The 15,191-nt window shown below is 63.0% G+C and carries 16 protein-coding genes and 2 pseudogenes; 14 read left to right on the top strand and 4 right to left on the bottom strand.

What is annotated here, in order from left to right:
• From QTI68_RS39820 to QTI68_RS39810, 3 genes and pseudogenes are all read left to right on the top strand, one after another.
• On the top strand, positions 1-395 hold a 395-nt coding region (locus tag QTI68_RS39820; RefSeq protein ID WP_286529901.1), incomplete at its 5' end, for an acyl-CoA thioesterase.
• A 129-nt stretch (positions 396-524) separates the two neighbouring features.
• Positions 525-707: a hypothetical protein gene (locus QTI68_RS39815; RefSeq protein WP_286529899.1), complete on the top strand. Its 183-nt coding sequence runs from the start codon at positions 525-527 to the stop codon at positions 705-707.
• 310 nt (positions 708-1,017) lie between these two features.
• Positions 1,018-1,636 (top strand): annotated as a pseudogene (locus QTI68_RS39810) (IS110 family RNA-guided transposase); the annotation flags it as partial.
• Between the two features lie 65 nt (positions 1,637-1,701).
• Here the strand turns inward: QTI68_RS39810 and tnpC are convergent.
• From tnpC to tnpA, 3 genes are all read right to left on the bottom strand, one after another.
• Complete coding sequence (gene tnpC / locus QTI68_RS39805) at positions 1,702-3,300, bottom strand: IS66 family transposase (protein WP_286529897.1); 1,599 nt, start codon at positions 3,298-3,300, stop codon at positions 1,702-1,704.
• Between the two features lie 73 nt (positions 3,301-3,373).
• The gene (gene tnpB / locus QTI68_RS39800) at positions 3,374-3,712 is read right to left on the bottom strand and encodes an IS66 family insertion sequence element accessory protein TnpB (protein ID WP_286529895.1); all 339 of its coding nucleotides are present in this window, start codon (positions 3,710-3,712) and stop codon (positions 3,374-3,376) included.
• The gene (gene tnpA / locus QTI68_RS39795) at positions 3,709-4,089 is read right to left on the bottom strand and encodes an IS66-like element accessory protein TnpA (RefSeq protein WP_286529893.1); all 381 of its coding nucleotides are present in this window, start codon (positions 4,087-4,089) and stop codon (positions 3,709-3,711) included. Before tnpA ends, tnpB begins: the two co-directional genes overlap by 4 nt.
• Positions 4,090-4,213: 124 nt before the next feature.
• Here tnpA and QTI68_RS39790 point away from each other — a divergent pair.
• Positions 4,214-4,365, top strand: a pseudogene (locus tag QTI68_RS39790) (IS110 family transposase); the annotation flags it as partial.
• On the opposite strand, the gene QTI68_RS39785 reads toward QTI68_RS39790, so the two are convergent.
• A complete protein-coding gene (locus tag QTI68_RS39785) occupies positions 4,299-4,838 on the bottom strand; it encodes a helix-turn-helix domain-containing protein (RefSeq protein WP_286529892.1) in 540 nt (179 codons plus the stop codon). The pseudogene QTI68_RS39790 and the gene QTI68_RS39785 sit on opposite strands and share 67 nt — an antisense overlap.
• 276 nt (positions 4,839-5,114) lie before the next feature.
• Between QTI68_RS39785 and QTI68_RS39780 the strand changes: the two genes are divergently transcribed.
• The 10 genes from QTI68_RS39780 to QTI68_RS39735 form a co-directional block, all read left to right on the top strand.
• The gene (locus QTI68_RS39780; protein WP_286529890.1) at positions 5,115-6,098 is read left to right on the top strand and encodes a Bug family tripartite tricarboxylate transporter substrate binding protein; all 984 of its coding nucleotides are present in this window, start codon (positions 5,115-5,117) and stop codon (positions 6,096-6,098) included.
• An 80-nt stretch (positions 6,099-6,178) separates the two neighbouring features.
• Entirely contained in the window at positions 6,179-7,405 is a 1,227-nt protein-coding gene (locus QTI68_RS39775; protein ID WP_286529888.1) for a cytochrome P450, read from the top strand.
• 16 nt (positions 7,406-7,421) lie between these two features.
• Positions 7,422-8,297, top strand: coding sequence for an SDR family NAD(P)-dependent oxidoreductase (locus QTI68_RS39770; RefSeq protein ID WP_286529886.1), 876 nt, complete (start codon positions 7,422-7,424; stop codon positions 8,295-8,297).
• Positions 8,298-8,313: 16 nt separating this feature from the next.
• Complete coding sequence (locus tag QTI68_RS39765) at positions 8,314-9,447, top strand: thiolase family protein (protein ID WP_286529884.1); 1,134 nt, start codon at positions 8,314-8,316, stop codon at positions 9,445-9,447.
• On the top strand, positions 9,448-9,867 hold the full coding sequence (locus tag QTI68_RS39760) for a Zn-ribbon domain-containing OB-fold protein (RefSeq protein ID WP_286529882.1): 420 nt from the start codon (positions 9,448-9,450) through the stop codon (positions 9,865-9,867).
• Complete coding sequence (locus tag QTI68_RS39755; RefSeq protein ID WP_286529880.1) at positions 9,864-10,661, top strand: enoyl-CoA hydratase/isomerase family protein; 798 nt, start codon at positions 9,864-9,866, stop codon at positions 10,659-10,661. The genes QTI68_RS39760 and QTI68_RS39755 overlap by 4 nt, the downstream gene beginning before the upstream one ends.
• A complete protein-coding gene (locus QTI68_RS39750) occupies positions 10,661-12,997 on the top strand; it encodes a CaiB/BaiF CoA-transferase family protein (RefSeq protein ID WP_286529877.1) in 2,337 nt (778 codons plus the stop codon). The genes QTI68_RS39755 and QTI68_RS39750 overlap by 1 nt, the downstream gene beginning before the upstream one ends.
• Before the next feature lie 88 nt (positions 12,998-13,085).
• On the top strand, positions 13,086-13,409 hold the full coding sequence (locus QTI68_RS39745; RefSeq protein ID WP_286529875.1) for a 2Fe-2S iron-sulfur cluster-binding protein: 324 nt from the start codon (positions 13,086-13,088) through the stop codon (positions 13,407-13,409).
• A 44-nt stretch (positions 13,410-13,453) separates the two neighbouring features.
• A complete protein-coding gene (locus tag QTI68_RS39740; protein ID WP_286529874.1) occupies positions 13,454-14,650 on the top strand; it encodes a PrpF domain-containing protein in 1,197 nt (398 codons plus the stop codon).
• On the top strand, positions 14,640-15,191 hold a 552-nt coding region (locus QTI68_RS39735; protein ID WP_286529873.1), incomplete at its 3' end, for an NAD(P)/FAD-dependent oxidoreductase. The genes QTI68_RS39740 and QTI68_RS39735, both read left to right, overlap by 11 nt.

Raw genomic sequence — 15,191 nt, 5'->3', positions numbered from 1 at the left:
AAGTCTTCGGTCTGCGTTTCGTCGACGGGCGCGACCCCGCCACCGCAGGTCCGAGCCCGCCCGTCAATCGAGCATGGTTGCGCACTGTCGAGGCCTTGCCCGACGACCCGGGACTGCACCAGGCGCTGCTGGCCTACGTATCGGACTACAGCCTGCTGGGCGTGGCGATGCAGCCGCACGGGTTGTACGTCCAGCAGCCGGGCGTCCAGGGCGTAAGCCTGGACCACGCGATGTGGTTCCATCGCGACTTTCGCTGCGACGACTGGCTGTTGTATGACACGGAGTCGCCCTCCGCTGCGCATGCGCGCGGCTTCTCCCGGGGCAATGTGTTCAGCCGGGATGGACGCCTGGTGGCATCGGTGGCGCAGGAAGGGTTGATTCGTGTACGGAGGTAAAGGGCCGCGGCTGCGGCAGCCGGCGTGCGGGCCACTTCGATTCGTCGCTTTGGACGATGCCGGTCCGCGGGGACGATCTCTAAACTTTTCTCCAGGGCGGGCGTGTTGCCGGCCATATGGAGATCTCTCTTGTTCCAAGGCGAAAGTATCCGCGTCCTGCCGTTGAGTGAAGGACTGGTGGAATTGCGATTCGATCGCCATGGCGAAGCGATCAACAAACTGGATGCGCGCACCATCGATGAGTTCCGACAGGCGACCCTGCTGATCGCGGCCTCGTCCGGGGTGCGCGGCGTGCAGGTCGTCCAGGCCTAGTGCCCCGGCGCCGAATCACTTATGGAGCCCAGACGAACACCATGATCGAAGGTCGAAGCGCCCGTGCAAACGCAGGGTCACGTCTCTGTCGTGACCGGTTTCGCAGATGGGGCGCCTCGCGAAGCGGGAACCTGCCAGCGCGCCTGGCGCGCCTGCAGCATGAGGTGCCGGGTCCACGGACCCGCACGGATAGATGGGATGGACACCCGCCGCCCTTCGGGGCGGGATAGGCCAGGATAGATGTACGTCCGGAACCGACCGGTGCCAAAGTGGCGTCTCCATCCACCACCTCAGGTACGTATGGGCCGAAATGAACCGTACGACGTATGGTCTGGACATCGCAAAGCGCGTATTTCAGATGCACTGGGTCGATCCCGACACAGGACAGATCGTGAATCGACGCTTCAGCCGAACAGAATTGATCGAGTTCTTGGCGAAGAGCCCAGCAGGGCGGGTTGCGCTTGAGGCGTGCGGCAGTGGGCATTGGTGGGCGCGCAAGATTCGCGCGCTTGGCCACGAGGCGGTGTTGCTGCACGCCAAGTTCATTCGACCTTTTGTGCAAACCAACAAGACGGACGCTGCTGATGACCGAGCAATTTGGACCGCAGTTCAGCAGCCCGGCACGCGTACGGTGGCGGTCAAGAGTGAAGAACAGCAAGCGGTGCTTGGGCTGCACCGAGTGCGCACTCAACTGACAAAGTTCCGGACGATGCAGATCTATCAGATGCGCAGTCTGCTTTACGAGTTTGGCGTGACGTTAAAAACTGGCAGGCAGGCCGATTTGGCCGAACTGCAATCGAATGGCTGACATTGAGGGTCGCGTGCCCGGTGTGCTGATGGACGTGCTGCGAGGGCAACTCGCGCGTATTCACAGCTTGGACGAACAGATTTCGGTGCTCGAGAAAAGAATTGCGGCCTGGCCGAAACAGGGTAAGCGGCTGGCCGTCCCATAGTTGACGGGCAGGCGAGCATCGCCGCGGTAGCGGCTGCGCGCTCAGCGTGCGGGCTGCCAGTTGTGGGGAAGCAGTTCTTCGATGCGGCTGTTCAACTGTGTGGGCAACCGGGTCAGGACATCATTGAGGTAGGCCCACGGATCGTGCCCGTGCAGCTTGGCCGACTGCACCAAGCTCATCACGCTCGCGGCACGCTGCCCGGCCAACGCGCTGCCTGCAAAGAGCCATGCTCGGCGCCCCACCGCCCACGGGCGGATCAGGTTCTCCAGACTGTTGTTGTCGACGTTCACGTCGCCGTCGCGCAGGTTGTGCGTCAGGGCTTCCCAGTGGTTGAGGCTGTAGTTCAGGGCCTTCGCCGTGGCGCTCCCTTCAGGAACTCGGCCTCGCTCCAGCCGCAGCCATGCATGCATGTTTGCCCACAGTGGCTTCGCATCGCTGCGTCTTCTCGACAGCCGCTCATCGCTCGTCAGCGTCGATAGCTCTCGCTCGAGGCGGTAGATTTCCGCGATGCGACGCAGCGCCTCCTCAGCGACCGCGCTCTTGCCCGAGTCGAGCAGCAACTCGTCAAACTTGCGTCTCGCGTGGGCAAGGCATCCTGCGGCCGTGCGTCCGGGCTCAGCGCTCATCACGCTGTCGTAGGCCTTGTATTCATCGCGCACCAGCGTACCGCGCCAACTTCGCTCATCCTGACCGCCCTGCGCCGTGCCAAGGAACGCGATCGGGAACTGCGCGCCGCGCCCCACGCAGAAGTCGTAGATCACGCCTGGCACCGGATCGAAGGCTCCACGCGCATAGGCCCAGACGTAGGCCTTCCTGGTCTTGCCCCGACCCGGGTCGAGTAGGGCCACCGGCGTTTCGTCCGCATGCAGCACCCGGGCGGAGAGCACGAAGCGCTTGTGCGCGTCGTAGAGCGGCTCCAGTGCCGCGCCGCCTCGGCCGGACCAGGCCGCCAGTGTCGAGCGCGGCGTGTGCACGCCCGAACGCGCGTTGATGGCCTCCTGACGGTAGTACGGCAGGTGATCCACGAAGCGACTGATCAGGGTGTGCGCCACCAGGCCTGCTGCGGGCATGCCGCCGTCGATGATCTGCGGCTCGACGGCTTCTTGCACCAGGCGCTGGCAGCAGCGGCAGGCCCACTTGCCGTAGACGTGCCGATGCACGAAGAACTCCGCCGGCACGATGTCCAGCTTCTCGCTGATGTCCTCGCCCACGCGCACCATCGGCTTGCCGCAGCCCGGGCTTGGGCAGGCGGTGTCCTCGGGCTCGTGGTCATGCTGCACGCGACGCAGATGGTCGGGCAGAGGCTGGCGTCGCGGCTTGCGCTTGGACGAAGCGGCTGTGTCATCCGGCGGCGTGCCCTGCGCCTGCTTCAACAGAGCCTCCAGAGCAGCCTCGTCTTCGGTCAGCGTCTCCTCGAACAACCGGCGCTGCTCGGCGCTCATCGCCTCGGACTTCGCACCGAACTTCCAGGCCTTGTGGCGAGCCAACTCGAACGTGAGTTTCTCGAGCTTGGCGTCCTTCAGGCGGATGTCCTGCGCTTGGCGCTGGATCTGCTGCAGCATCTGCTGCGCGAGCGCCGTGACCGCCTCGGGGCTCAGACCTTGGAGGTCTTCGTCCTTGAGGTTGCGCAGGTCCTGCATGGGTTCCCATCATGCAAGCCCGGCCGCCTGGCGTCATTGGGAGTTGCGCTGTGAACGCGCTCCCTGCGAAGGGCTATAGACGGGTGATCACAGTCATCTCTGGCAGGCGCTCCCAGGGCAGTCCCACCACCAGCGCATCGAACTGCGCCTGCGTCAATGACAGCGGGGCCGCAGCGCTGCTCTCGCTCGGCCACACGAAGCGCCCGGCGTTGAGCCTCCTGGCGGCACACCACACACCGAAGCCGTCATGCACGAGCAGCTTGATGCGGGTAGCCCGCGCGTTTGCGAACAAGTAGCCGTGATGCGCCCGGGCACTGCCGAGGGCATGCACGACGTGAGCCATCAGGCGCTCGGCGCCGGCACGCATGTCCAAGGGCTGGGTGCAAAGCCAGAGGGCGTCGATGCGGATCATCGCAACAGCTCGCGCAGCCAAGCCGCGCAATCGACCGCCGCCGAGACCGGCCATGTGACACTCACGCCAAGAGCACCGCGCTTGAACTCGAGTCGGATCGTCTCGGTACTGGCCGCCACGCGCGATGGCGCCGGAGCCGCCGGCGGCGCAGGCAACGACAACTCGACAAACTCCCGCGCACGCTCGACCGTGGCACTTGCTGGAGATGGCGCGGGAATCGCCCCGCGGCCACGACGCCACTGATGCACGAGGTTGTCGTTCAGCCCAAACGACAGCGCGACCGCCGCGACGGAAGCGCCGGGTTCGGCGCAGGCGGCCAGTACCTGCGCCTTGAACGCCGCGCTGTGCCGGCGGCGTTGCTTCGGATTGACGTCCATAGGTGTCCAGCAAACTTAGATGGACAGCATGGTCTCTGGCTTGGCCTCTGATCTCAAGGTGGGGAGACTGGCCGCTTACGAAACAGGAAGCCGGTTGCCGCTCGTTGTTGTCGATCCCGGGCAGTCCGACACCGTGCGGACGCTGGCGTGGAAGGCGCAGCTACGTCTGACAAAGCGGTTTGCCGCGCTGCACGCCCGCGGCGTGCAGGTCACAATGTCTGCGTTGCAGTCGCACGCGAGCTGGCCGGCTTCGTGTGGGCCATTGGCACGCAGGCGCAGCGCGAGAGCACCAAGACTGCATGAGATGAAACGGGATCGATCGGGCGATGCGACGCGAGCACGATTGGGTAACCCTCGAAGCTTCTACAAGGGCAAGGCGAACGACGAACTCGGCATTCTCGAGGTGCTGATCGTCGAAGCGTCCTACCGAGGCGATCTCTACGTCGATGTCGTCGTGCAGCGCATAGAAGCCGGCGAGCCGAGGATCCAGCCACTTGATGGCAAAGGTCGGAATTGCCTTGAGCCGAAGTCGCCCGGGCTTGTCGGATTGCGCTGCTTCGGTCACCGCGGATTCGACGCCGTCGAACAGGTCGACCATGCGCGAGGCAAGTTGTCGGCCTGGGTTCGATATCGCGCCCCGCTTTCCTGAACAGTTTGACGCCGATCGCGGTCTCCGGTTGCTTGAGCTGCTGGCTCACGGCACCAGGCGTGACATGCAGTTGCTCCGCAGCTCGGGAGACGCCTCCCATTCGGCTCACGGCATCGAAAACACGCAAAGGTCCGAGCCAAGTGCTTGTGCATAGTTTGATTTGTTAGATATTCTATACGGTCGGCAAAAAGAATCGAGTGATGAAGCACGCTCGAAAAGCTAAAGTTTCGCTGCTGCCGATGCTTGCCTCTACAGATCAGGGTAAACACCGCAGAAGTGAACAAACCTATTGAATAAGCCCGTCCAGATGCATCGCGGTCGTTCATTCGCGATCAATTCGAGAGGCGGTCCAACTGCAAGTTTTGGAGACAACACCATGAAACGCAAACAGTTCGTCATCGTGGCTGCAGGTGCCCTATTCCTGTTGGGCTTTGCAAGCCTCGGAGCATTCGCGCAGGACTATCCCGCCAAGCCCATTCGCGCCATAGTGCCGTACTCGGCCGGAGGCGGAACGGACCTCGTCGGCCGTCTTGTGTTCCAGAAGCTCGGCGAGGCGCTGGGTCAGCCGATCTATGTCGAGAACAAGGTCGGCGGCAGCGGGACGATCGGCTTGGGCGAACTCGCCCGATCCAAGCCGGACGGCTACACCATCGGCATCGGCGGAAACGGCGTGTCCCTCCTCGGCGCGCTTATCGATGGCCTGAAGTTCAACCCAGCGACCGATCTGGTTCCGGTAGCGACGCTGGCCTCTGTGCCTATCGCCCTCGTCGCGGGCCCTGGGCTTCCTGTCAAGTCGATGCGCGAGTTCATCGACTACGCGAAGAAGAACAAGGCGACTGCGCTGACTTATGGGTCGCCCGGGGTTGGGACTCCGCATCACCTCATGGGGGTTGAGCTGGCAAGAGTCCTCAAGATTCCGATGGTGCATGTCCCCTACAAGGGAACAGCGCCGGCGATGTCCGACGTCGTCGGCGGTCACATTCCGATCGCGATCGTTGGCCTGCCCGGTGCTATGCAATTCACAAAGAACCCACTGTTCACGATTCTTGGTGTGGCTAGCGCTAGGCGATCAGAACTGGCCCCGGAAATCCCGACTATCGCGGAAGGGGGCGTGCCAGGGTTCGAAGCGAGCTACTGGTGGGACATCTCCGTGCCCAAGGGAACACCTCAACCCATCATCGATCGGCTGCACAAGGAGGTCGTGAAGATCCTGAGTGACCCTGGCGTGCGGGATTCGCTGTTGAAGGGCGGGTTCGAGCCGATGGTCATGTCGCTTCAGGAGATGAATGCAGCGCTCAAGGTGGATACGGCCAAGTGGATCAAGGTCATCCGCGACAACAACATCCGTGCCGGCGAATAGGGCCGGAATGGATCCGCTGGCAGAGGTCTGCCGATTGCCGGCAGTCGAAGGAAACACGAATGCAACCGAAGGAGACATGAATGAATGCGAGATTAGATGATTTTCCAATTCCAGACTTGGCGAATCCCGCAACCTTTGTGACGGGTGTGCCGCACGAAGCATTTGACCGAATCAGGGCGATGCCGGGTCTTTACTGGCAGCCCGCCGCGCAAGGCACGCTGACGGGCGGCTTTTGGGCTGTTACTCGCCACGCGGACATTGTGGCGATTGAGCGGGACCCGGAAGCGTTCACCTCCTCCAAAGGGTTCTTCTTTCCTGGCGCGCTCGAGAACGTCGCCGAAGTGCCGTCGCTCAGGGCAAACATCATGCTCACGGACCCGCCGACGCAGACCCGTCTGCGCAAGGCGGCGGCGCGCTCGTTCGGGCCGCGGGTGGTGGCGCAGTTCGACGAGTGGATCCGGGCGATCGTGGTCGAGGTGCTTGATGACGTCGTCGCCAAGGGCGAGTTCGACTGGGTGGCTGATGTCGCTGCGATTATCCCGTCACGAGTCGTGGCGCGGGTGATCGGCGTTCCGTTCGAGGAGCGCCAACTGATCGTGGACTGGACCAACAACATCTTCCACGCGTCCACGATCCCCGACGGTTTCAAGTCAGTGCTGGAAGCAGCCGCAGCTAGTTTTTCCTACATGGATGCGCTCCGGCCCCGCAAGCTCCGCGATCCCAAGGACGACATGGGCACCATCCTCGCCCAATGCGTCGAAAGAGGCGAGATATCGGAAGACGAGTGCAGACTCTATCTATCGCTCCTGCTCGTGGCCGGATTCGAGACCACTCACACGGCTATTGCGCAGTCCATGCGGATGATCGTGGAGTCTCCCGAGATTCGCCAGGCCGTGACGGATGCAGTCGCTTCGGGGGGGCTGAATCTGCTGGTTGAAGAATTCCTGCGCTACATCACACCGGCCATGAACATGGCGCGCACGGCGACCAGAGACCTCGAGTTCCGTGGTCAACACATCCGCAAGGGCGACATGATGCAGCTGTATTTCACAGCGGCAAACCGCGATCCCTCGCTCTTCAGCGAGCCGCACCGGTTCGTTCCGGCAAGGCCGAAAAATGAGCACATCACGTTCGGCAGCGGCGCACATCACTGCATCGGCAACGCGCTTGCGCGTCTGGAGATCCGAATCCTCTTCGAGGAACTGCACAAACGAAACATCACGCTGAAGTTGAACGGCACGCCAAAGCGCGGTTGGAGCACCTTCATCAACCAGCTCTTCGAACTTCCCGTTGCGGTCGTCCGATAAGGATCAGGAGCCAGCCATGTCGAGAAATTTGAAAGATGCAGTCGTCGTTGTGACTGGTGGCGCCACCGGCATCGGGCAAGCACTTGCTCGCGAAGCCGTCGAACGCGGCGCCCGCGTGATGATTGCCGATCTTGAGGATGCGACTAAGACGGTCGAAGCCCTGCGAGCGATCGGCGGAACCGTCGAATCGATGCGCACTGACATGTCGGACTATGCCGACGTCCAGCGCTTGGCGGAGGCGACGATCGATCGGTGGGGCACGGTCAACATTCTTTGCAACAACGCGGGTGTCGCAGTGTTAGGCGGCCTCCGGGACACCGATCCTGCGGCTGCGAAGAAGCTGCTCGAGATCAATGTGCTTGGACTTTTTCATGGGATCCATGCTTTTGCGCCTCTGCTCAAGAAGGCCGCGGCGGCGGGAGGGCCAGCCTACATCCTCAACACCGGCTCCGAGCATTCTCTGGGGGTGCCCCCGCATGTCGCGCCGATGAGCATCTACACGGTGAGCAAGTTCGCCGCACTTGGGTTGACCGAAACCGCACAGCGCGATCTGGCCGGTGACGGGATCGGTGTCTCGCTGTTTGCGCCTGGCTGGGTCCTCACGGAGAAGGTCCGAAGCATCATTGCCGCCAACCCCGAGGCTGCGGCCGCCATCGCGCCGTTCGCCGAGGATCCGGCCAACGTCGCCACGAAGGCATTCGAAGGCCTTCTGGACGGTGTTCTGGTCATTCCGACCAATCCGGCCAGTCGCGAATTCGCGATGGCGCACGCGCGCGATGTCATGGCGCACGTTCAAGTGCTCCCAGTCATCGATGAACCGGCAAGCCATGCACACGACGGTTCGGGCGATCGGTCGAGGTGCCCGGTGTCACATCTTTTACCCGCCGCATAAGGCAAGGAGCTTGGATATGGCAGAACGAAGACAGGTTGCGGTGGTCGGTGTCGGACAGACTGACTTCGGCGCTCTCTACGCACAGAAGGATGCACAGCGGGACGAATACGCGCTGGGTGCCGAAGCCTTGAAGCTGGCGTTGGAAGACGCAGGCTTGCGCAAGGACGAGCTCGATGGGCTGCTCACTTCACGCATTGGCTACGAGCACGGTGCGGACATGCTGGGCTTGCCCAATCTTCGCGTGGTGAACGGCCTGGAAGGCTCCGGCCGAATGAGCGGCGTGTCGTTCCAGAACGCGGTTTCTCTCATCGAGACAGGACAGGCGGATGTCGTCGCCTGCGTCTACGGCAACAACGGCCGTTCCGTCCAAATGACCTATGGCGGCTACACGTTCAGCCCAACGAGTCGCTACGACGCGATGTATGGGATGACGTCGCCAGGCGCTTACGTGGGCATGATGTACCGGCGGTACCAGCATCTGTACGGTGTGCCGGACGGGGCGTTGGCACCGATCGCCATCAACAACCGTCGCAATGCCGTGCTGAACCCGGTGGCGGTCATGCGCGAGGAAATCACCGAGGCGCAGTATCTGAGTTCCCGGTATATCGCCGACCCGTTGCGGCTCTACGACTACTGCATCATCAACGACGGTGGCGTCGCGGTCATTCTGACGACCTTAGATCGCGCCAAGGATTTGCGCAAGCGACCCGTGCGGGTCGCGGCCACTGCTGCGATGGGCGCTCTTCGCAACCACTACACCAGCCCGGACTTCTTCTACGCTGCCAGCCAGGACGTCGCACGTCGGGTGTACGAGGCATCAGGCTACGGTCCGGATGACATGGACTGCGTGCAGATCTACGACAACTTCACGCCCACGGTGCTCTTCAGTCTCGAAGGATTCAACCATGCGCCGCGCGGCGAAGCATGGCGTTGGGCCACGCTCGACCGCATCGGCCTGAAGGGCGAGACCCCGATCAATACGGCGGGCGGGCATACCGCCGAGAGCTATATGCAGGGCTGGGGACATCATGTGGAGGCGGTCCGGCAGCTGCGGGGCGAAGCGGGTGCGCGACAGGTGGCCGACTGCCATGTCGCCCAGTACATCTGCGCGTCTCCCATCGTCACGTCGCACATTCTGGTCGGGGAGTGAATGGATATGGACAATCAAAAACTCATTGACATGCTTCCACCCGAGACCAACGCCAACCGCGGCTTCTGGGAAGGAACGCTCGTGGGCGAACTCCGTCTTCAGTACGGTGACTCGGGGGTTGCACAGTTTCCCGAGTATCCGGTCGATCGCGTGTCGCTCGGTGACAAGCTCGAATGGCGCGCAGCCAGCGGGCGGGCGACCCTCTGGTCCTGGGTGGTGATGCACCAGCGTTACTTTCCAGCCTTCGCGGACGAGGTTCCGTACTTGGTGGCTTTCGTCCAGCTCGAAGAAGGCCCCTTCATGATGGCGACGCTCGTCGACCCGCCGGCGGATCTGCAGTGCGGTGCCGCGCTGGAGGTCGTTTTCGAGCGGCTCAGCGACGACCGCGCAATCCCGAAATTCAAGGTGGTGAACGCATGACAGCATCATCGATCCAGACGGCGCCGGTGGTGCTTGTCGAGCATGGCGACAATGGCATTACTCGCATCACATTCAACCGTCCCAATCAACGCAACGCGATGAACCGGGCAGCCAGAGTCGGCATCGTGCAGGCTCTGGACGAGTGCCACGGCAGGTCCAAGGTCGTCATTCTGACTGGCAATGGGCCTGCTTTTTGCGCGGGCGTCGACCTCAAAGAAGGCCCTGTCAGCACCGGCGATCCGGATCTGGACAAACGCACCGAATGGGCCGCCGTTCAGGAAGCGATACGCCACCATCCAGCGATCGTCATCTCGGCGGTCAATGGCTTTGCACTTGGTGGTGGCTCGACCCTGATCAATGTCTCGGATCTGGCCATCGCCGCCAATGAGGCCGGCATCGGCATGCCGGAGATCGGCTTCGGGCTCTATCCCACGCTGGCCGGACCGGCCGCTCAACTTCGGCTCAGTCCGAAGCGGGCGGCGTGGCTGGTGTTGACGGCTGAGCGCATCGACGGTTCCACTGCAGCCGATTGGGGGCTGGTCAATCGATCGGTTCCGCTGGCACAGCTTGACCAAGTGGTGACTGCGATGGCCGAACGTATTGCGGGCTTCGACGCGACGGCGCTGGCGTTGTCGAAGCAAGCGTTGTGGAAGATTCCGGGTGAGATCTCGGAGTGGACATCGGCCATTGCTTATGGTGTGGATGTCTATGCGCAGATCCGTGCTCGCGGCACTACGCTGGATGAGGGGATGAACAGGTTTCTCGATGGTCAGCGCAATCCGGGGCAAGGTTGATGGCAGCATCGCCTAGCGAGTCACAGACCACGCTGCGGGTCGTCGAAGTCGCGTCCTCTATCGCTGGCGCGGCGTGCGGACGCCTGTTCGCCGCACTTGGCCACGACGTGATGAAGTGCGAGCCAGCCTCCGGCGATCCGCTACGGGCCCGCGAATTCACCTTCACCGCACTTCATGCTGGCAAGGGCAGCTTGGTGCTGGAATCTCCGTCGGAGGGGGCGTCGTTGAACGCCATGCTCGACTCGGCGGACGTGTTGATCCTGGATCACGAATCCGTTCCAATCGCCAGCATGGCACCTGACCGTCTCAGGCAGCGGTTCCCGCACCTGGTGACGGTGTCTCTTACCGCTTTCGGCCTCACCGGGGAATACGGCGGCGCTGTGGGCGATAGCTTTCTCGCCGAGGCCTACGGTGGCTTGGCAAACATGATCGGTGAGCCCGATCAGCGTCCGTTGAGCCTCGGCGGAGAGCAGTCCGCGCATGCGGCTGCGTTCGTCGGCCTGTATGGCGCCATGGTGGCGTTGCGCAGGCGCGCCGCCACGGGCCGTGGGGAATACGTCGAAGTGGCCCAGAGCGACGTCGCCGCCTACATCGACTGGAAGAGCGATGTCAGCTACAGCCTCGGTACCGAGTTGCCCTTTCGCACTGGTTCGTCGCGTGGCGGCTGGCGCGTCGTTCAGGCAAGGGATGGCTGGATCGGGGTGATTTTCCTGGCCCATCAATGGGCAAGCCTGGTCGAGCTGATCGGGGACACGCGGCTGCTGGATCCCTCACTTGGCGACGTTCGTCAGCGGGAAGAAAAATCCGAGGCCGTGTGGGCTGTCATTGCGGAGGCGATCGCGCAGCGCGATGCCAAAGAGGTTTACGCCTCGGCGCAGCGGCTGGGCCTGCCTTTCGGATTCGCCGCCGATGCGGCCGACCTGCTGAGCTGCGAGCAGCTTCTGGCTCGGGGTTTCGTTCTGCCGCCCGAACTGCGTCGCAAGGACGCACCGGTGGTGGGTCTGCCGGTTGCAGTGCCCGGCATGCGCGACCCGTATGCGCCCGCCCCCAGGCTGGGCGAACACGCCGATCGGACAACCACGTGGACACCTGCGGCCCGCCAGTGCCACGCCGGCAATTCCGGCCGTCCCGTGATCGGCCAGCCAGGCGCTGGTTTCGCTTCGCCCTTGGGTGGAATGCTCGTTCTGGACTTCGGCGCCATCACGGCGGGCGCTGCGACAGGCCGGCTGTTGGCTGACTATGGCGCGACCGTCGTCAAGATCGAGTCGCACAGCCGCCCTGACCCGTTTCGATCTTGGGTGAGTCCCAACGGTCGTGCCGCTGAGAGGGAGGGCGGTGCGTCGACGTCGCCCGTGTTCTCGTCGAACAACGTCGGCAAGCGGGGTCTGTGCCTGGACCTGAAAACCGAGCGCGGCCGGCAGATCGTGCACCGCCTGATTCGACGTGCCGACGTTCTGGTGGAGAACTTCAGGGTGGGCGTGACTGCGCGCATGGGCATCGACTACGATACAGTGCACCGACTGAACCCGGACCTGGTCTATCTGTCGCTGTCCAGTCAAGGGCTCTTTGGCATCGAGTCTTCCTACAGCTCCTACGGTTCCACCCTCGATCTGCTTTCGGGACTGGCGGCCGTGACCGGCTATCCGGGAGGCGCGCCGCTTTGGTCCTCCGGGGAGGTCAACTACCCCGATCAGGTGGTGTCCTTGCTCGGGGCCGCCTTGGTGATGCATGCGGTGGTAGTCGGTCAGGGGGGCGTCCATCTCGATGTGTCGCAACGAGAGGTCGTGGCCTGGACCCTCGCCGATCAGCTGGCCGAGTGCGCATGGACGGGTCATGCGGGTCGGCCCAACGGAAATCGTCGCCCAGGCAGTACGCCACACGACACCTACCCGGCCACGGAGACGAACGCATGGTTGGCGATTGCGTGTACGACGCAAGGCCATCGCCAGGCACTTGCAGGACTGGTCGGTGGACTACCGGTGGAGGCGCCGGAGACATGGTGGTTGGACCACCAGGACGCAGTTGACGAACGCATCGCCAATTGGACGCGCGTGCGCAGCCGGGATCAGGCCGTGGCGGCGTTGCGGGGCGCCGGCGTGCCCGCGGTTCCCGTGTCGACCGCTGCGGATCGCGCCGAACAGTCGCGTTACCGGGAGCGCCGGACGGCGCTGAGAACGCCCGAATGGCTCAAGGGTTTCCCCATGATCCTGCACGGCTTCGACCCGCCGACACCCGAACCCGCCCCGGAACTCGGAGAAGACATACAGAACTGGAACGACGCCGAGGTCGATGCGTTCCTGGAGCGCATCGTTTCAACGAGGTCCGGCGCGTCATGAGCCGGGATGTGCACTGTTCATTCAATCAAAAAAGTTCAGCGCACCGGCCGCCCATGCGGCTTGTTCGCCCAATTCAGGAGATCGAGAAATGACCCGCGTTATTTTTGTGCAGTCGGACGGAGCGACCCAGGAGGTCGATGCCATTGATGGGCAATCCGCCATGCAGGCCGCCATTGGTGGCTTGGTTCCAGGGATATTCGCCGAATGCGGCGGCGAACTCAGCTGCGCGACCTGCCACGTGTTCGTGCATGACGAGTGGCTCAACAAGCTGCCCGAAAGGTCGCAACAAGAAACCGACATGCTGGAGGTGACCTCCGAAGAGCCCACTGACGCCAGCCGGCTCTGCTGCCAGATCCGTATCGACTCTTCGTTGGACGGACTCACCGTCCTTGTTCCAAAAACTCAGAAGTAACGCGTGCGATCGACCTGGTTCAAACAAAGGAAGAGGATCCTGCAATGACTCAATTCGGTACCCGTGGTGTGCTCTACCGCGGCGGAACAAGCAAGGCGCTTCTGGTGCGAGCGAGCGACCTTCCCAGCCAGGATCGGGAGGAACTGGGTCGCTGGCTTCTCGCCGCTTACGGAAGTCCAGACCCGCGCCAGATCGATGGCATCGGCGGTGCCGACGGACTGACGAGCAAGTTCGGCTTCGTGGGACCGTCGAGTCGGCCGGATGCGGACGTGGACTACACGTTCGCCCAAGTCGGGATCGATGTCGCGACTATCGACTGGTCGATCATGTGCGGCAACATTCTTTCCTCGATCGGCCCCTACGCGATTGACGAGGGCCTGGTGCCGGCGGTCGAGCCGGTCACCGTAGTGCGCATCCACAACACGAATACCGGGAAGGTCGTCGTTGCTCAGGTCGAGGTGTCCGACGGGAAGCCCAGAACAGCGGGCAATGTGCATATCGACGGTGTTCCAGGGACGGGCTCTCCGATTTTGCTGGACTTCAAACACGCGGCAGGCGCGAAAACGGGCAAGCTGCTTCCAACCGGGAACTACCGCGACGTCGCCGAGGTGCCGGGTGTCGGGCCCGTCGAGTACTCGGTGGTCGATATCGCCGGCATGCAGCTCTTCGTGAAAGCCAGCGCTTTCGGTTTGACGGGAGCAGAAAGTCCGATCGCCTACGAAAAGTTGGTCGAAGCTGGCCAGCAGATCGAATTCCTGCGGTGCAAAGTCGCGGTGGATCTGGGCTTCGCCACTTCCATCGAGGCGGCCAAGAAAGAGAGCCCGATCACGCCGTTCGGCATCATCGTCGGTCCTCCGCAGGGGTGGCTGCTCTATGGCACGCAGGAGTCTCGTGCCGCCGACAGTTGCGATCTCCTCGCCCGTTGCGTCATCGACGGCGGAATGCACAAGGCATTCCCTGGAACGGGTGCGATTCCGACAGCGATCGCTGCAGCGATGGAAGGAACTGTTGTACACGACGTGACCCGCGCCGCGGCCCATAAAAAGGGAACGTATGCGATCGGCCACCCTGGCGGGACGCTCACCGTCGAAGTGGGACTGAACGCTTCGGACGCGGGCGTGGAGGTGAGCCAGGCGTCACTGGTGAGGACCGCGCGGCGCCTCTTCGAAGGCACCGTATTCGTCGAACCCTCCAGGCTAACGGCGAATACGGTGAGACCGGGAGACGCTCATGAGCGCTGAAGCGGTCGGGATCGTCGTCGTCGGCGCCGGTCAAGCTGCTGCGGAGTTCGTCGCGTCTTTGCGGATGTCGGACTATTCGGGGCGCATCACGATGATCGGCGAGGAGGCGTTTCCTCCTTACTTTCGCCCCCCGCTTTCGAAGGCCTATCTTTCCGGGAGTGCGACACACGAGGGCCTCTACATCCGGCCTGTCTCCGCCTACGAAAAGCAGGGAATCGACGTTCGCCTGTCCTGCCGTGCCGTCGAGATCGACCGTTCAGCCCGGCGAATTGTCCTCGGGGATGGCAGCAGTCTGGGCTACGAACGATTGGTACTCGCCACGGGCGGACGGGCGCGCAAGCTTCAGCACCCCGGCCTGGATGCAGCGCCGAACGTTCACTACCTTCGCACCATCCTCGACATCGATGCCATGCGGAGCGGTTTCGTGCCCGGCGCCCGGTTGGTCGTGATCGGCGGCGGATATGTCGGTCTGGAAGTCGCTTCGGTCGCACGCCGGCTTGGCTTGTCCGTCACAGTGCTGGAGGCACAGTCGCGCGTGTTG

Source organism: Variovorax sp. J31P207, from assembly GCF_030316965.1.
GTDB lineage: Bacteria > Pseudomonadota > Gammaproteobacteria > Burkholderiales > Burkholderiaceae_C > Variovorax > Variovorax ginsengisoli_B.
Note: the sequence above shows the minus strand (reverse complement) of the source record. Positions and strands in the feature narration are given on the sequence as shown.